Source organism: Mycobacterium sp. 1423905.2, assembly GCF_001673155.1.
Lineage (GTDB): Bacteria > Actinomycetota > Actinomycetes > Mycobacteriales > Mycobacteriaceae > Mycobacterium.
In genome coordinates, this window is the sequence record NZ_LZLE01000222.1 from 12,359 (window position 1) to 29,590 (window position 17,232).

General features: G+C 64.5%; 18 protein-coding genes. 12 read left to right on the forward strand and 6 right to left on the reverse strand.

Translation table 11 applies throughout. The features are described from left to right. Together A9W95_RS13600 and A9W95_RS13605 are read left to right on the forward strand one after the other, a co-directional pair. Entirely contained in the window at window positions 1–1,728 is a 1,728-nt protein-coding gene (locus tag A9W95_RS13600; RefSeq protein ID WP_156746188.1) for a molybdopterin-dependent oxidoreductase, read from the forward strand. 79 nt (window positions 1,729–1,807) lie between these two features. After that, complete coding sequence (locus tag A9W95_RS13605) at window positions 1,808–2,098, forward strand: LapA family protein (RefSeq protein WP_253851650.1); 291 nt, start codon at window positions 1,808–1,810, stop codon at window positions 2,096–2,098. Here the strand turns inward: A9W95_RS13605 and A9W95_RS13610 are convergent. Further along, entirely contained in the window at window positions 2,095–2,523 is a 429-nt protein-coding gene (locus A9W95_RS13610; RefSeq protein ID WP_067413337.1) for an SRPBCC family protein, read from the reverse strand. The two genes, A9W95_RS13605 and A9W95_RS13610, sit on opposite strands and share 4 nt — an antisense overlap. A 108-nt stretch (window positions 2,524–2,631) precedes the next feature. Next, the gene (locus A9W95_RS13615; protein ID WP_067413340.1) at window positions 2,632–3,189 is read right to left on the reverse strand and encodes a hypothetical protein; all 558 of its coding nucleotides are present in this window, start codon (window positions 3,187–3,189) and stop codon (window positions 2,632–2,634) included. A gap of 212 nt (window positions 3,190–3,401) precedes the next feature. On the opposite strand from A9W95_RS13615, the gene A9W95_RS13620 reads away from it, so the two are divergent. After that, window positions 3,402–5,234, forward strand: a complete 1,833-nt coding sequence (locus A9W95_RS13620; RefSeq protein ID WP_067413343.1) for a DUF4407 domain-containing protein — start codon at window positions 3,402–3,404, stop codon at window positions 5,232–5,234. Between the two features lie 122 nt (window positions 5,235–5,356). Then, a complete protein-coding gene (locus tag A9W95_RS13625) occupies window positions 5,357–5,800 on the forward strand; it encodes a hypothetical protein (protein ID WP_067413346.1) in 444 nt (147 codons plus the stop codon). Window positions 5,801–5,849: 49 nt separating this feature from the next. On the opposite strand, the gene A9W95_RS13630 is transcribed toward A9W95_RS13625, so the two are convergent. After that, window positions 5,850–6,656: a DAPG hydrolase family protein gene (locus tag A9W95_RS13630; protein ID WP_371328066.1), complete on the reverse strand. Its 807-nt coding sequence runs from the start codon at window positions 6,654–6,656 to the stop codon at window positions 5,850–5,852. After that, window positions 6,656–7,996, reverse strand: coding sequence for an FAD-binding oxidoreductase (locus tag A9W95_RS13635; RefSeq protein WP_067413349.1), 1,341 nt, complete (start codon window positions 7,994–7,996; stop codon window positions 6,656–6,658). Before A9W95_RS13635 ends, A9W95_RS13630 begins: the two co-directional genes overlap by 1 nt. 66 nt (window positions 7,997–8,062) lie before the next feature. On the opposite strand from A9W95_RS13635, the gene A9W95_RS13640 reads away from it, so the two are divergent. Continuing rightward, complete coding sequence (locus A9W95_RS13640) at window positions 8,063–8,812, forward strand: IclR family transcriptional regulator (RefSeq protein ID WP_067413352.1); 750 nt, start codon at window positions 8,063–8,065, stop codon at window positions 8,810–8,812. A gap of 14 nt (window positions 8,813–8,826) precedes the next feature. Here the strand turns inward: A9W95_RS13640 and A9W95_RS13645 are convergent, their stop codons facing one another. Both A9W95_RS13645 and A9W95_RS13650 read right to left on the reverse strand, forming a co-directional pair. Further along, complete coding sequence (locus A9W95_RS13645) at window positions 8,827–9,120, reverse strand: ANTAR domain-containing protein (protein ID WP_067413354.1); 294 nt, start codon at window positions 9,118–9,120, stop codon at window positions 8,827–8,829. Window positions 9,121–9,316: 196 nt separating this feature from the next. Further along, a complete protein-coding gene (locus A9W95_RS13650; protein WP_067413386.1) occupies window positions 9,317–10,537 on the reverse strand; it encodes a CaiB/BaiF CoA-transferase family protein in 1,221 nt (406 codons plus the stop codon). Between the two features lie 260 nt (window positions 10,538–10,797). Here A9W95_RS13650 and A9W95_RS13655 point away from each other — a divergent pair, with 260 nt between their 5' ends. The 7 genes from A9W95_RS13655 to A9W95_RS13685 form a co-directional block, all read left to right on the forward strand. Then, a complete protein-coding gene (locus A9W95_RS13655) occupies window positions 10,798–11,673 on the forward strand; it encodes a mycofactocin-coupled SDR family oxidoreductase (RefSeq protein WP_067413357.1) in 876 nt (291 codons plus the stop codon). Between the two features lie 101 nt (window positions 11,674–11,774). Continuing rightward, entirely contained in the window at window positions 11,775–12,713 is a 939-nt protein-coding gene (locus A9W95_RS13660) for a thiamine pyrophosphate-dependent dehydrogenase E1 component subunit alpha (protein ID WP_067413389.1), read from the forward strand. A 13-nt stretch (window positions 12,714–12,726) separates the two neighbouring features. Beyond that, on the forward strand, window positions 12,727–13,725 hold the full coding sequence (locus A9W95_RS13665) for an alpha-ketoacid dehydrogenase subunit beta (RefSeq protein WP_067413360.1): 999 nt from the start codon (window positions 12,727–12,729) through the stop codon (window positions 13,723–13,725). Further along, complete coding sequence (locus A9W95_RS13670; protein WP_067413392.1) at window positions 13,718–13,954, forward strand: biotin/lipoyl-containing protein; 237 nt, start codon at window positions 13,718–13,720, stop codon at window positions 13,952–13,954. The genes A9W95_RS13665 and A9W95_RS13670 overlap by 8 nt, the downstream gene beginning before the upstream one ends. Window positions 13,955–13,971: 17 nt before the next feature. Further along, on the forward strand, window positions 13,972–14,844 hold the full coding sequence (locus tag A9W95_RS13675; RefSeq protein WP_067413362.1) for an enoyl-CoA hydratase-related protein: 873 nt from the start codon (window positions 13,972–13,974) through the stop codon (window positions 14,842–14,844). Between the two features lie 22 nt (window positions 14,845–14,866). Then, window positions 14,867–16,399 (forward strand): acyl-CoA synthetase, encoded by a 1,533-nt coding sequence (locus tag A9W95_RS13680; protein WP_067413368.1) that lies wholly within the window; start codon window positions 14,867–14,869, stop codon window positions 16,397–16,399. A 25-nt stretch (window positions 16,400–16,424) separates the two neighbouring features. Further along, window positions 16,425–17,232 (forward strand): aromatic ring-hydroxylating dioxygenase subunit alpha (locus tag A9W95_RS13685; protein ID WP_253851651.1); only part of this gene is annotated, 808 nt, incomplete at its 3' end.

Below are 17,232 nucleotides of genomic sequence, written 5' to 3' on the forward strand. Positions count from 1 at the left end.
TTGGGAGTCGACTACGCCAAAGAGGTTCATACAGCCGAGGACATCGTCGATGTTGAGACCTACGGCGGCGGGTTCGACCTGAGTCGGCGAGCAACCGCCCCGCGCCTGCGGGTGGGACGCGACAAGTGGTTCAACTTACTGTGGCTGATCCCCATCGGCTTCGCACTGCTGGTGGCCGGGGTGGCGATCGGCAAGGGCCTGCACCACATGCCCGCTGTGCAGTCCTTCATCCAGCGCTACCCGGGGACCAACGCGCACCCGGGGGTCCGCCCGGGTCTGCCCGCCTGGGTGGGCTGGACGCACTTCTTCAACCTCTTCATGATGATCTTCATCATCCGGTCCGGGATTCAGATCCTCTGTGACCATCCTCGCTTGTACTTCAGCCGCAACGCGACGCCGGGCAAGGACGAATGGCTACGGGTGGGACCACCGGTGCCCGACGACCCACTGTGGACTGCCAATTCCGACACCGTCGCGTTGCCGCCCCAGCTGGGGTTGCCCGGATTCCGCCACTCCATCGGCCTGGCCCGGTGGTGGCACCTGGGTGTCGACGTCCTGTGGCTGCTCAACGGTGCGGTCTTCTACGTCCTGCTGTTCGTCACCGGGCAGTGGCGGCACATCGTGCCCACCAGTTGGGACGTCTTCCCCAACGCAGCGTCGGTTGCCATCCAATACCTGTCGTTGGACTGGCCGGAGGACAACGGCTGGGTCGCCTATAACGGGATGCAGTTGCTGGCCTACTTCACCACCGTTTTCATCGCCGCACCGGCCGCGTTGATCACCGGCCTGGGTATGTCGCCGGCACTGTCTCAACGAGTTCACTGGCTAAGCAAGCGGCTGAGCATCCAGCATGCGCGTTCGCTGCACTTCCTGGTGCTCGTCTACTTCCTGTTCTTCATATTGGCCCACGTCACACTGGTTTTCGCGACTGACGCGCTGCGCAACCTGAACCACATGTTCGCCGCCCGTGACGACAACAGTTGGGTCGGCTTCCTGGTCTTCACCGCGGCGATGGTGGTGTCGGCCATCGCGTGGGTTGCGGCCACGCCCTTCACAATTCGCCACCCTCGGCTCATTCAGCGGGTGGGCTACGCGTTGATCGGCCCGTTCCAGCGGCTGCTGGAAAACCTCAATCCCAAACCGGGAGCTTTCACCGAGAAGGACATCTCGCCCTTCCATTGGCGCAATGGCCGATTGCCGGAGACCGTCGAGTACAAAGAGTTGGAAAAGAACGACTTTCGGGACTGGCGACTACGGGTCTACGGTCTGGTCGAGAATCCCACCGCGTTCTCCCTCGACGACTTGCGGGCGCTGCCCTACCACGACCAGATCACCCAACACTTCTGCATCCAAGCTTGGTCGGGGGTCGCCAAATGGGGTGGGGTGTCGATGCAGACGATCATGGACATCGTCAAACCCCGGCCCGAGGCGAAATGGGTTGTCTTCTACTCGATGGGCGAAGGCGCGACCGGCGGCATCTACTACAACGCCCACCCGATCGAGCAGATGGGCCACCACATGACCATGTTGGCGTACAACATGAACGACGAGCCGCTCCCATACTTGCACGGGCGCCCATTGCGGCTCCGCAACGAATTGCAGCACGGCTTCAAACAGGTCAAGTGGATCAAGGGAATCGAGTTCGTCGCCCACTACTCCGAGGTGGGTAGCGGCTACGGCGGTTACAGCGAAGACCACAAGTTCTTCGGGCGCCACCAGACGCTCTGACCTGTGCAGAGTGCCTCGGCCTTCGCTGCGTAACACCGGAAACCGTTTGTGCAAGCGGGTTTTCGGGTAATTCGATGCGATGCCCGAATTGCGTGATCGCAGCCGTTCCGGATCTTCACCTGACCAATCCACCGATGAGTTGCAGCGTTCGCCCGGTTTGTTGGTGGTCGCCGGCGCCGGGTTGGCGTTCGTTGTCTGCGTGGTGACGTTCGCTTTGGGGCAGGTCGGCGTCGGGCTGGCCACCGGCATCGGGTCAATGCTCGCCTTCAGCGCCGGGCTGTCGTGGCTGAGTATGGACCGCAGGCGAATTCGCGAGGCCGAGCGCCAGCGGCTGCCCCGCCGGTCGCGTTGGGGCCTGCGTTCCGGCTAGCGAAGCGCCGCCAGATTCTGCACCGAGTTGTTCACGTCTGACTTGAGCACGCGCGCAACCAGCGAACCGACCGGGCCGCTGAGCACACCGCCACTCAAATCGGCGGTGAGATGAAAGGTCGAGCCGGATTTTTCCGGCTTGACGTCCATAGCCACGCCGATCTTGATGCCGCCTCGGCCGCGTCCCTGTAACGCGATGGCGTTGGGCTCGTCGTAGTGCGTCACTTTCCAGTGCACGATGTTGCGGAAACCCTTCACCTTGATGCAGGAGGCGACGCAGGTGCCCTCCTCGATGGTCGACGGGACCTCGCCGCGCCACCCGTTGAAGATCGTCATCCACTCGTCGAACCGACGCAGGTCAGAGGCGAGCTTCCAGGCGGCCTCCGGTTCCAAGTCCGACGTTGTCGAAACATCCACCCGTGCCATGGTTGTATCCGCTCCTCCTGCGATTCCCTTGATCGCGGTCCAAGCTCCCTACATACCCGGACGTCGTGATCCGGTAAACCCGGCGAGGTTGCAGCCGCTTCCGAGTGGCTACGGCCACACCGATTCCAACTGCTCGGCCACATCGATGATCTGAGCCGCCTGCGATTGCGGGGAATCGATCTCGTCGATGACGTACTGGGCGATGAAGCGCCGGATCTCCCCGTCGACACCGGCCAGAATCCGCAACACCTCGCCCCGGATCGACCTGGACGACACATTGACCGTGATGTCGGAGGGGCGTGGCTTGGAGACGTCGACGATCAACAGCAGGGGGTCGGCGGCGCGCGCGGTGGCGCGTAGCGCGATGTCTCCGGTGACCGAAAACCGCTGCTTGTCGAGCCGCAGATCGAGCAGCAGGTCGATGGACAAAGGGATATGGATAGAAAAGGTGATGAGATCACCCAACTTCCGGGTGACCCGCGGTTCCTGGATTTTGACCTTCGCACTGACCCGGGCGATTCCTCCTGGACCTTGGGCGATCGGTTCCATCTCGAACTCGTTGCCCGCGATTTCCGCCAACGCGGCGGCGACCCGATCCGCGGTGACGGCGACCTCGAAGAATCGGCGGCCGAACTCTTCGTAGGTGAGGAAGTCTTGGTTTTGCATAGGCTTATACCGTCTCACGTCCGCTGTCGTTCAACCCGCTCATCGCGTCGCGTCGTGAGAAAATCGACGTCTCACCCGGCGCTGCGAGCGGTCGCCGCGCGACGGATCAATACCCGCGCCCCGGTGTGAACAACGCCACATCAGCGCCGTTGGATTCGGTATGTGAGGTGACGGCCTGCCAGGCTGGAGCACTTGGAGGTGTAGAGAGTTTCATGTGCGCCCACAAAATTCCTGATCATCGCGGCCGCGGAGCGCGACTCGGGAGCCCGCTTACCTGGCTCGGCGGCGGACATCCGGCCGAACTCGGCGAGCGTCACGAACGCTCGACCCACGCCGTCGCCGGCGCGCTGGTGGCCCTCGGTGCACTCCTGGCCTGGCTGGTCGCGGCCCTGGCCGTGAGCGCGTCGACAAGCTGGCCCGCGTGGGCCGTCGTCGCGTCGACTTTGCTCTTCGGTTTGCTCGTCGGTGCGGTCACCCGTTCCACCATCAGCGGGCCCGCCCAGCGTTGGCCGAACGTCGCCGCGCGCGGCCTGGTCGCCGTCGCGGTCGGTGTCATCGTCGGTGACATCGCCGCGCTGGTGCTTTTCTCCGGCTCGATCGACCACTCGATGGAACAAGATGCCCTGCGCAACGCCCAGTCGACACCCGCTGTGGCCCAGGCCTCGGACGCGCTGCAACGAGCACGCGCCGCCCGGGCTTCGCTCGACACGGCGGTCGACCAGGCGCGTGGAAACTTGGACAAGGCTCTGGTTGTCGCGCGCTGCGAATACCATCCGACTCCGGCCTGCCCGCAGACCCGCATCACCGGGATTCCGGGGCCCGGGCCCGAAACGCGCACGGCCAATGAACTTCTCGGCGATGCGCAACGCGACCTGGACAACGCGCTCGCGGCTCGGGACCGCCAGGCTCCCGAGCTGGACGCCACCATCGCCAGTGACGAGCGTTTGCTCGCCGACGCCCGTGCCGCCGCGGTGGGCGGTGCGCGCCACGGGTTGGGCGCCCGCTGGGTCGCGATGAACGAATTGACGTTGGCCGGACCCGGGTCTCTCGTGCTGCGGCTGGTGACCATCGCCTTCTTCGCGTTGCTGTTCCTGCTGCCGATGATCGTGCGGCTATGGCGGGGCGAGACGACCCACGACCGGCATTCGTCGGCTCGTGCCGACCGCGACCGTGCCGAACTCGACGCCGACACCGCGGTCGCGATGAAGCGGGCGCAGGTGCGCCGCGACGCCGAGATCATGTGGGCCGAGCACCATCTGGCGCAGACCCGTTTGGCTATCGCGGCGCAGGCCGAGATAGACCGAGAGCAGCAACGCCGTCGAGTCGCAGAGGCGCTCGAGGCACCGGTGACCGCGTCCCTGGAACGTCCCGTCGCCGAGCCGGCGCCCGAGGACGTGTACTTGCCGATCGCCGCGGAGGCGGAGGCGGCCAGCCGCGCCCTCACCGCCCTGCCTGCCCCACCGCCGGAAAGCTCGTACAGCGAATCTAGTGACGAGGCCGAGAACCTGCCGGCGCCGGCGGAGCCGGACCACCCGCCGGCCGAACGCCACCACGAGCGCGGCGTGCCGCTGATTCCGTCGCTTCCCGGCGCGACCAAGGCCGCCGCGAGGTGGGTCCGCCCGCTGGTGCCGCCGTTCGTCGCGCGGGTGATCGACCACACCACCGCGCCACTACGCAGTGCGCGGCAGGTGTTCGAAGAGGTCGAGGAAATCACCTTCTCGTTCAAACGCACCCATAAGGTCTCGGTCAATGCCGAGAGCTCGACGGACGTGGGGCAGGGGCCGTCCGAGGCTGGCGCCGACGACCCCGGCTTGCGCCGTAGTAGCCGCGTCGCCTCGTCGCGCGGTGACTCCGCCCGAGGCGACAGGAATAACCCGGTCGGCACCGGCCGGCAATACCGATCGCTGGCCGGTGTTACGGGAAATGAGTTGAGCGACATGGCTATCCGTCCAGGTGACCGCGAGCAGCGCGAGTTGGCGGAGCGAGAAGGTCCGCGCGCGCTGCGTTCTGCCTACGGGCCGCGGGAACTGCCACCCGGGAAGTAGCCGCGTCATCGAGGCGCGCCCGGGCGTATCATCTCGCGGACGGGGTTGCGCACACAGGGCTGGGGGCAAGACGTGGATCTGGCGAGGGCAGCGATCGCACGCTCAGCAAGCCAGGCGGCGCGATGAAGGTCAGTCTCTTCCTTGCCGACGCAGCGCAAGCCGACGGCCAATCGGGGAAGATCCACGCGCTCGGGCTTGGTTGGCGTCAATGTCAAACGCCCACTCCCCCGTTCGCCTTGGTGATGTTCCTCGATATCGACTGGGACGAAACCAACACACCTCACAAGATCAAGTGCCAATTGCTCACCACCGATGGTGACGCGGTAACGGTAGCCGGCCCACAAGGGCCGCAAGCGATCTCATTCGAGGCGGCGGCCGAGGCGGGGCGGTTGCCCGGAGCCATTCGCGGCACCTCCGTGCGCATGCCGTTGACCCTCAACATCCCCGGCGGCATTCCGCTGAATCCGGGCATCTACGAGTGGCGGGTGGAAGTCGAAGGTTACGAGCAAGCCACGGCGGTCGAAGCGTTCATCGTCACCTTCGCTGGTCACCCGCCCACGCCCTGAAGAAGCCTCGCTCAGCGCACAACTGCGTTTGCACCAACCGGCGATTCGGTTATTCGTTGCCGTACAGCTCGTACAGCTGGGCCAGGAAACCGGCCAGGTGATTCATCTCCTGAGCGCAATGGACCAGTAAGTTGCGAGCCGTGGCCTCGGAGACGCCGAGAACTTTGGCCGCGATGGGGCGCACCGCCTTCGAGGCCACGTTCGGGGCGTTGCGCACCGCGATATGGGGCCCACCCATCCAGAATCGCGAGCGCATTTCGGCCCCGCTAGGTGTCGACCGGACATGGTGGACGAACCAGCCGGCGTCCACCGGTGCGTCGCCCGAGCCGAGCCGAGCGCAAATGGACACCGCGTCATCGCTGTCGGCGGGTAGCCCCATGGTCGATGGTGCCACGAATTGTATTGCGGCACTGAGCTTTGTGGACCCGATGTACTCGCTGATCATGGACCAGCGACCGACATAGCGGGCGTCGCCCCGACGGCCGCCGTCGTCGCCGTCCTTCCACTGGGCACGCAAATGCGCCCTGGGGTGCCACAGCTTGTATCGGCGAGTGTCGCTGCCGTGCCAGCCGAACCACCACGACCACATGGCTGGGGTGACCCCGGGCATGTCGGTGCGCACCGACACCTGCATGCTGCCATCGTTGAGAAGTCCGTAACCGTTCTCCGTCTGCTGACAACCCTCGGCGGCGAGGGTTGCGGCGTCCGCATAGGCCAGCAACACCTCACCGGCCTGCGGACCGTGGTGCAGCGCTTCTACGACATGTGTTGGCAGCGCCGCCATTTCGGGGTTGAAGAACTTGGCAAACCCGGTATTGGCGTCGTCGTTGCGGTAACCGAGGTATGCACCGGTCATCAGAGTCGCCCCATCCAACTGTTGAACAGACCCTCGGGGTCATAGGTGGCGCGAATCCGATCCAACCGATCCATCGCTTCATCACTGGCGAACCGCGCCGGGCGCTGACCCAGATTTTCGTCGGCGAGCTGAATGCCCGTGGCGAGATGGGACATGGCCGCCATGTTGGACCTCGCCCAATCCCCGTATCTGGCGTCGTCGTCGGCGTTCTTCCAGGCGCCGTAGAGCGCGAGATACACCTCGTCCTCGATGCTGTAGGCCATGTCCGGGCGGGTCGGCGATGGGCCCCAGTTCAGCCAGAGAAAGTGCGACGGGTGATCGGGAATCGTCTCGATGATGTCGTGAATGCCCGGGAGCAGATCTTCCGCGGATGCCGATGTCCACATGTTGTCCGCGGTATAGCGGTAATCCGACAAATAGTTGCTCATCACCGCGTCGTACCAGGTCGGCATATCGGTTGGCAGGTAAGGCACTTTGACGAGTGCTTGGTCAAGAACCGGCACCGTCTGGAAGATGGCCAACGCCGCCTCGGCCTCTGCGTCGGAGTCGGCGAACGCCGGTGAAGCGAAGACAATGGCTGGGCCGTCCAGCCCCATGCTCGGGACGCTTCGGCTGGCGACGATCTGCATTTCGACCCGCCGGTCTACTTCGGCGCTGACTTGGCGGGCCCACGTGTAGATTTCGTCGGCGCAGTCCACCGGGTAGACGTAGATGCTGGTGCCGCAGGCAGGCGGTCGGGGAAACAGTTTCAGATAAAACGATGTCACCACGCCGAAAAAACCGGGCCCGGATCCGCGAGCGGCCCAGTAGAGGTCGGCGTGATGGTCGGCGTCGCAGTGGATTAGCTCGCCGCCGGCGGTGACGACGTCCAGCCCGATGACGTTCTCACAAGCCAGTCCCCAGACGCGGCTGTTCCAGCCGTATCCGCCCTGTAGCAGATAACCTCCTACGCAGACGCCTTTACAGTGGCCGGCGGGGAAAAACAGGTTCTGCGCTTCCAATTCGGCGAGGAGAATGCTGCCTCCCTTGCCCGGTCCCACCACGGCGATCCCTTTTTTGGCGTCGATGCGGGCATGGTTGATGCGGTTGACGTCGAGCAGCAGCGCTCCGTCCTGCAGGTGGTTGGCCGCCCAGCTATGTCCGCCGGAACGAATATTGACGTTGTGGCCGTGCGCATTGGCGTACCGGATGGCAGTCACGATGTCGCCGGCGTCGACGGCCTGGACGATGAGGTCGGGATATCGCTCGGGCACTCGCTGGTTCCAGACCGTGGCGCGGCGCGCCGCTTCATACCCTTCGTCGCCGCGGAAGAAATGCCGACCAGCTGGTAAAGCGCTCATGGGACGCCTCTCTGATCCGATACGCGGCCCTTTACGTTCCGCAATGCGGAACACTATAGTGGGCGTGTGTCGCCGGGGGAACAGAAATCATCGACCAATCGCGACGAGGGCATCCAGGTGCTGCGCCGGGCCGCCGCGGCGCTGGACGAGATCGCAGTTGAGCCTGGTCATCTTCGTCTCGTCGACCTGGGCGAGCGCCTAGGGTTGGCGAAGTCCACCGCTCGGCGGTTGCTGGTCGGCCTCACCGAGGTGGGCTTGGTAAGCGTCGACGCGTCCGGCAGGTATGCCTTGGGCGAACGACTGCTCGGTCTGGGGGGCAGCGCCACCGGCGCACACATCGCCGCCTTGTTCCGGCCGGTTATCGAGCGAGTGGCCACGGCGACTGGCGGTGAGACCGTCGACCTGTCCGTATTACGCGGTCAGCGCATGTTGTTCGTCGACCAGGTCGAATCTTCTCACCGCCTGCGCGCGGTTTCTGCGGTGGGCGTTCGGTTTCCGGTAAACGGTACCGCCAACGGCAAGGCCGCAGTGGCGGCTTTAGACAGCGCCGAGGCCGAGGTGCTGCTATCCCGTCTGGAACCCGCGGCAGGCGACGCGCTACGCAGCCAGCTGATTGAAATCCGTTCTACCGGAATAGCATTCGACCGCGACGAGCACACGCCCGGTATCTCCGCTGCCGCCATCGCGCGGCGCGGGGTCGGTGACAACGTGATCGCGATATCTGTCCCGACGCCGAGTGAACGCTTCGCCGAGAAAGAACAACAAATCGTCGCGGCGCTGCGCGTCGCCGCCGACTCACCGGTGTGGACGCGCTAGGGCGGGGAACTCGCTCAGCAGGCAGGCACGGCGGTGCGGGTGAACAGTTGTCCCCACTCGCGACGCGCCGCGGATTGGGCCTCCATGAAGCTGGGCGTATGCCGGCCCGAGCCGCCCGCCAAGTGGACCAGCGCCCAAGCCATTGCGAACACCGGCACGTTGTGCCGTTGTGCCGCGTTGAACAATTCCTCGAAGGCAGACTCCGATGAGCAGCGACGTAAACCGATCAGAATGCCCCGCGCGGTGTCCAGGATGCGACCGGAATTGGGGCCGCACGAAACCTGGGTAGTCACCCAATTCGCCGTCATACTGTGATACCTCCTACCAAGCAACTACGGACGCGCCGACTTAAGCCCGGTGGCGTCCCTGTGCCATGATTTGTGCAAAGTTGCGCCAGTGCCATACTGGCGCCGCTATCGATACGAGCCCGTGACCGTGTTGGTACCTCGAAAATCGGCCGGGCAGTGCGCGTCTGGTGTATTCGTCGCACGCCGCACTTGGGATTCACATGATTGCTCGGGCGTCTTTCGCGCGTTCGATGTCGTCCCAATCGACCTCGAGCTCGAGCAGGATCTCTTCGGTGTGCTGGCCGTGCTCGGGAGCACGGGACGGAGCTGGCGGGGTTTCGTTGAATTGCACGGGAGCTGCCACGAGCCGATATTGCTCACCGTGGTCATCGACATTGGTGATGACATACCCGTTCGGCTCCACTTGCGGGTCGTTGAGGGTCTCGCGCGGCGTGGCGAGCGCCCCCCACACACCGGGCTCGTCCTCCAAGACCTTTCGCCAGTGCGCAAGGTCATGAGTCGCAAAGGCATTGGCGAAGATCTCTGTCGCTTCGGCCGCGTTTGCAATCAAGTTGCTCGACGGGACGAACCGCTCATCGGTGGCCAGTTCGGGGAGTCCCATCCGCTGACAGAAGCCCACCCAGAATTTGTCCGGTTGCAAGAACACCAGCTGAATCCACCTGTTGTCCTTGGTCTTATACCGGTTCACCAACGGATTGATGGCTAGGCCGGGCGGTGCCCCCGGGATACCGTCAATGTTGAAGAAGTCGGCGGCAGAGATGGACGGCGCGATGGCCCACATCGCCTGGGCAAGCAACGACGAGTCGACGATGCTCGGTTCGCCCGTGCGTTCCCGATGGAACAAGGCGGCACAAACCCCGCCGGCCAGCGTCGCGCCGCCCTGCAGGTCGCCGAACGCGGGACCCTGGACCGCAGGATTCTCGGTACCGAACGGCGTCAACGTGTAGGCCACCCCGCCGCGCGCCAGGTAGGTGGCGGCGTCGAAGCCGCCGCGGTTGCGGTCCGGTCCACGGACCCCGAGCCCAGTACCTCGGGCGATGATGATGTTGGGGTTGAACGCCCGAATGTCGGCCACCGTCAGCCGTGCTCGTTCCAGCGCGCCCGGAAGCCAGTTGGTGAGGAAAACGTCGGCGGAGGCCAGCAGCCGTCCGAACAGTTCCCGGCCGGTGTCGGTTTTGATATCGATGGCGATGCTGCGCTTGCCGCGGTTGCCCAGTTCCAGGATGAAGTCGGCGTCGACGCGGGCCGCCTCCCGGGTGAATCCGCCCACCACCAACGCCCGGCCCGGGTCACCGGAGGCGACTCCTTCGACCTTGATGACGTCGGCACCCCAATCCGACAGCGCGACACCGGCGGACGGAACGTACGTCCACGACGCCAATTCGATCACGCGGACGCCGCTGAGCACTCCTGACATGGCCACCCTCCTCGGACGCCGACACCAATCTTGCTATTTTAGATATTCTAGCTAGTCTAGGGGATGTCGATACCCCGGCTGCAGCCATGCGCAGTGATTCGTGGAAGAGATGCGATGGAGCCGACCACTGGTCCGATCTGCCCGGCGCCGACCGACGCGTGGAGCATCAACGACACCATGAACACGCCATGAAGAACGCCATGAAGAACGTTGCGTCGCTACGGGGCTGGCCGAAATCGGTACGGGACTAGGGGGCTGCGATGGGCCTGGAAAAGGGCAGGGTGGCTGGCAAGGTCGCCGTCATCAGCGGGGCGGCGCGAGGGCAGGGGCGCTCGCACGCGAGACTGCTGGCTGCCGAGGGCGCCGACATCATCGCGGTTGATCTCTGCGCAGACATCGAAACCAACGAATACCCACTGGCCCGCCCGGAAGACCTCGAAGAAACCGCACGCCTGGTCGAGAAAGAGGGCCAGCGTATCTTCACCGCGATCGCCGATGTGCGGGATCGGGCCGCCTTGGCCGCCGCCATCGACGACGGTGTCGCCGAGTTCGGCCATCTGGATATCGTGGTCGCGAACGCCGGCATCTGCCCGCTGACCGCCGGGCTCCCACCGCAAGCCTTCGCCGACGCGGTGGACGTGGACCTGGTCGGAGTGCTCAATCTGGTGCACACCAGTCTCAAGCACCTGCAAGCGGGCGCGTCGATCATCGTCATCGGGTCCAACGCGGCGTTCATGTCGTCAATGAACACCACCGGCATCGACGGCGGCCCGGGCGGAGCCGGCTACGCTTTCGCGAAAATCGCTGCCGCGCACTATGTCAACGACTTCGCCCGCTCGCTCGCGTCCTTCTCCATCCGGATGAACGCGGTGCACCCGACCAACGTCAACACCGACATGCTGCACAGCGCGCCGATGTACCGGGCCTTCCGTCCCGATCTGGCCAACCCCACCCGCGAAGACGCCGAACCGATTTTCCCCTTGGTGCAAGCCATGCCGGTGCCCTACGTAGAACCCGAGGACATCAGCGAAGCCGTGCTGTTCCTCGCCTCGGATGCGGCCCGCTACATCACCGGCCAGCAGTTGCGGGTGGATGCCGGCGGATTCCTCAAAGTCAAGCCCTGGTCCGGCGGATAGGAGCAGACGCGAAGGTGGTTGGCGGGCAATCGAACTGGGAGGCACGAGTGAACGACGCGAACGGCCAGTCCCCGCAGACTGAGCGCCGCCTCTATGAGCTGATGACCTTGATGAAGGCGGCCGACGACCGGCTGTCCAAGGGCATCAGTACCGGAGAGTTCATGTGCGTCTACTGGCCGTCGCGCGGCCAGGAAGCGATCGCCGCCGCCATGGGAGTGGCGTTGCGGTCCGACGACCAGTTGGTGACCACCTATCGGGGGTTGCATGACCTCATCGGTAAAGGGGTGCCGCTGGAAGAGATCTACGGCGAAATGATGGGCCGCACGGTCGGCGCCGCCCGCGGCAAGGGCGGCACCATGCACATCGCCAAACCCGATGCCGGAGTCATGCTTTCGACCGGCATCGTCGGAGCAGGACCCCCGGTGGCCGTCGGGCTGGCGATGGCGGGCAAGCGCAAGGGACTCGACCGGGTGACGGTGGTCAGCTTCGGGGACGGGGCCACCAACACCGGCTCATTCCATGAGGCGGCGAACATGGCCGCACTGTGGGACCTGCCGGTGGTATTCGTGTGCCAGAACAATCTGTACGCCGAGATGACGCCGACTGCCGACACGATGAAACTCGAGCACGTGGCCGAGCGCGCCGCCGGCTATGGCATGCCGGGTGTCCGCGTCGACGGCAATGACCCGCTGGCGGTCAAGTCGGCACTGGACGAGGCACTGGACCGAGCGCGCGGCGGCGGCGGTCCGACGTTGCTGGAGTGCGTGACGTTTCGCTTCCGGGGCCATTACTTCGGCGACCGGATGCCCTACATACCGAAGGATCAACTGAACGCGGCCCTGGCGGCCGACCCGGTGCCGCGGTTCCGCACCCACCTCGCCGAAGCCGGCATCTGCGGCGACGACGAACTAGACCGGATCGAACAGCAAGCTCTCGACACGGTCGAAGCGGCGCTGGCAACCGTGATGAGCGCCCCGGCACCGTCGGATGACGAACTCGAACAAGACGTATACGCGACCGCGATCAAGTTCCCCGTGTGAGGAAACCGCACTGATGGACGAAAAAGAAATGACGATGCGTGAGGCACTGAACCTCGCGCTCGATCAGGCACTGCAAGCCGACGACCGAGTGTTTCTGATCGGCGAGGACATCGCCGACCCGGGCGCTTCCGGACCCACCGCCGGATTGTCGACAAAATACGGCCACGACCGTGTGTTGGACACCCCAATCTCCGAGGCCGCCATCGTCGGCGCGGCGATCGGTGCCGCGATCGACGGCCTCCTGCCGGTCGCCGAGATCATGATCATGGACTTCATCGGTATAGCCGCCGACCAACTGATCAACAACGCCGCCAAGCTCCGGTTCATGACCGCGGGACGGACCAGCGCGCCCATCACCATCCGCACCCAGGTGTACGGCGGGCTGGCCACCGGCGCCACCCATTCCCAGAGCCTGGAAGCGTGGTTCATGCACATCCCGGGAATGAAAGTGATCGTTCCTTCCACCCCACGCGACGGCAAAGGCCTGCTCAGTGCCGCCATCTTCGACGAGGATCCGTGCCTCTTCGTCGAAACCGTGCGCCTGCAAAGCAAGAAGGGGCCGGTGCCGGTCGATCCGGGGTTCTCGATTCCCTTGGGGCAGGCCGACATCAAGCGGCCCGGAACCGACGTCAGCCTGATCAGTTATGGCCGTAGCGTGCACGACGCGTTGGCGGCCGCCGCCGCCCTGGCCGAACAGGACGTGAGCGCGGAAGTCGTCGACCTCCGCACGTTGGTACCGCTGGATGTGGAGACGGTCGTGGAATCTGCGCGCCGCACCCGGAGAGCAGTGATCGTCCACGACGCGGTCCAATTCGGCGGGCCAGGTGCCGAGATCGCCGCCATCGTGCAATCCGAACTGTTCGGTGAGCTCGCCGCGCCGGTCGAACGGGTGGGCGCCAGGTTCGTCCCCAACCCCGCCGCCCCGGCGCTCGAGGCGCAGGTGTTCCCCTCCCCCGCGCGCATCGTCGCCGCCGCCCAGCGCACTCTGCAGAAAGCGGATGTGCGTGGCTGAGTTCGTCATTCGCATCCCGCGGGTCTCCGTTGCGGTATCGGAGGCTGAACTCACCGACCTATTGGTCGCCGCGGGCGAGCACGTGGAAGAGGGCACGCCGATCTATGTGATCGCCACCGAGAAAGTGGAACAAGAAATCGAGGCGGGCGCTTCGGGCACCGTGCACTGGACGGGCCAGATCGGAACCACTTACGACATCGGCGCCGAAATAGGCGTCATCACTTCCTAATACGAAAGGTTGGACACATGGACCTCAATGAGACCCGCGAGAGAATCATCTATCAAAAAGAAGGTCCCATCGCCAAGATCACCCTCAACTGGCCGGAGAAGGCCAACGCGCAGGATCAGAAATTGGCCGAAGAGGTCGACGCCGCGCTGCTGGATGCGGACCGCGACTACGACATCAAAGTGCTGGTGCTCAAGGCCAACGGCAAGGGCTTCTGTTCTGGGCATGCCATTGGCAACAACGCGGTTGACTATCCGGCGTTCGTCGAAGGCGCCATGAAGATGGGTCACCCTTGGAAACCGCAGAGCGATCTGTTCGTCAAGCCGACGCTGAACCTGTGGGAGTTCTCCAAGCCCACCATCGCGCAGGTGCACGGCTATTGCGTCGGGGGCGGTACGCACATGGGCCTGACCACCGACATCGTCATCGCCTCCGAAGACGCTTACTTCTCCTACCCGCCGTTGCAGGGATTCGGGATGCCGTCTGGCGAATGCTCGATCGAGCCCTGGGTTTTCATGAACTGGCGACGCGCCGCGTACTACCTGTTCTTGGCTGAGGTGATCGACGCCAAGAAAGCGCTCGAGGTGGGCCTGGTCAACGAGGTGGTCCCTCGCGACGAGTTGGACGCCCGCGTCGACGCCATCGCCCGTCATATCGCCCAGGCGCCGATGACGACGCTGCTGGCGACCAAGGCCAACCTGAAGCGGGCGTGGGAACTGATGGGTATGCGGGTGCACTGGCAAAGCTCGAACGACCTTGTCGCCCTGGCTTCGATCAGCAAGGACGTTCAGGAGTTGATCCAGCAGGTATTCAAGGACAAGGTGCTGCCGTCCGAGCAAGCACGCCGGCAAGCCGCCGCGGCCGCATCGAGCGACGGCGCCGCGAACACGTGAGTCTGCGAGCCGGAGTCCGGTGGTGAACATAGCCGATCACGCGAACACGGCACCGGCGTCGCTCGCCGTCGTCATGTCCGACGGCGCCACCACGACATTCGGCGAACTGTATGCCAGGAGCCAGCGCGTAGCCGCGCTGCTGCACGACGCTGGACTGCGGCGCGGCGACGGCGTGGCCCTGGTGCTCCCCAATCGACCGGAATTCCTCGAAGTCACTTGGGGATGTCAACTTTCCGGGCTGTACTACACCGCCGTCAACACGCACTTCACCGCCGACGAAGTTGCCTACGTGATCGACGATTCGGACGCCAAGGCGGTATTCGTGGACGAGTCGATGCCCGACCTCGCCGCACACATCCGCAACGTCAACACCGGCGTCAAGGTACGCATCGTGGTCGGCGCCCTGCCCGGCTGGATGTCCTATGCGGACGCGCTGGCGGCCGCGGGCGACGCCCCGGCACTGTGCGACGGATCCGAAATGCTCTACTCCTCGGGAACCACTGGCCGGCCCAAGGCCGTCCGCCGTCCCCTTCCCACCGACGGGAGCGGTTCATGGGCCCAGTCGGTGCTGGAGATGGCGTTGATCCACCGTTATGGCATGGACAGCTCCAGCGTGTACCTCTCCCCCGCGCCGCTCTATCACGCGGCCGGAGTCAACTACACCATGGCGGCCCACCGGGTGGGGGCCACCTGCATTCTGATGCCGAAGTTCGACGCCGAAATCGTGCTGCAGCTGATCGAGACCCATGGCGTCACACATGCGCAGTTCGTGCCCACGATGTTCGTCCGCATGCTCAAGCTCCCCGAAGCGGTGCGGCGGCGCTACGACGTGTCCAGTCTGCGCTGCGTGCTTCATGCGGCCGCACCCTGTCCGGTCGACGTCAAACACCGCATGATGGACTGGTTCGGGCCGATCATACATGAATATTACGGCGGCACAGAGGGTTTCGCGGGCACCGTAATCGGTCCCGAAGAGTGGCTGGCCCATCCCGGATCGGTCGGGTTACCCATGTCCACGGTCCACGTAGTCGGCGATGACGGCAGCGAGCTACCCGTCGGTGAGACCGGCGAGCTGTACTTTGAGGGCGGTCCGGACTTCGAATACTTCAAAGACCCGGTCAAGACGGCGTCGGTATACAACGAGCACGGCTGGCGGTCGCTGGGCGACATGGGATACGTCGACGCCGACGGATACCTATACCTCACCGACCGGTCGACCTTCATGATCGTGTCCGGCGGGGTCAACATCTACCCGCAAGAAGTCGAAAACCTCCTCGTCATGCATCCCAAACTGGTCGATGCCGCGGTATTCGGCATACCCAACGACGAGTTCGGCGAGGAGGTCAAAGCCGTCGTGCAACCGGCTCCCGACATCGCGTTCGGGCCGGATCTGGAAGCCGAGCTCATCGCGTACTGCCGCAGCAACCTGGCGACCTACAAATGCCCCCGCACAATCGAATTCGACCCGCAGCTGCCGCGGGATCCGAACGGAAAGCTCTACAAGAGACGCATCCGAGAACGTTACTGGCAAGGTCGAGTGTCTCGGATAGTGTGAGCGACGAACGAAGAGGGATGGCGAGATGGCCCTAGACATGGGTTCGGTACGGACCGACGCAGACTGGACACCGCTGCCGGTGCCATGGGCAGTGCAGACTCCCGATCGAATTCCCAAGCAGCGCTACTACGACCCCGACTTCTACGCGCTGGAGAAGGAAATGTTCTGGCCGCGCGTGTGGCAGATGGCGTGCCGGTTGGAGGAAATCCCCAAGACCGGCGATTACGTCGAGTACGAGATCCTCGACCAGTCGATCATCGTGGTGCGCACCGATAGCCAGACCGTGCGGGCATACCACAACGCCTGCCGCCACCGCGGCGTGAAATTGGTCGAAGGCAACGGATCTCGGCGCACCTTCGTCTGCCCGTTCCATGGTTGGTGTTGGGGCATTGACGGGCGCAGCACGTTCGTCCTGCGCCCGGAGGTGTTCGCCGAGGAGAATCTCTCGCCCGATGATCTCCAACTTGTCTCGGTGCGGTGCGAACTGTGGGGCGGATGCGCCTGGATCAATCTCGACGACGGCGCCCCGTCGTTGCGCGACTGGCTGGAGCCGTTCGCGTCGACCTATGACGCGTGGAAAGTGGAGAACCTGCGCACCGAATGGTGGCAGTCATGTCGGTTGCCGGTGAACTGGAAATTGGCGACGGCGGCCTTCATGGAGGGCTATCACGTACCACAAACGCATCCTCAACTGCTGCCCTCGGCGCAGACCGGCGGCGCGCCGGCCGTGCATCCCATCATCCAAAGCAGCCTGTATTTCATGCGGACGCTGGGCGACGGGATGGGCGGCATGACGCACGAGAACGACATTCGCATCGCAGAGGGTCTACCGA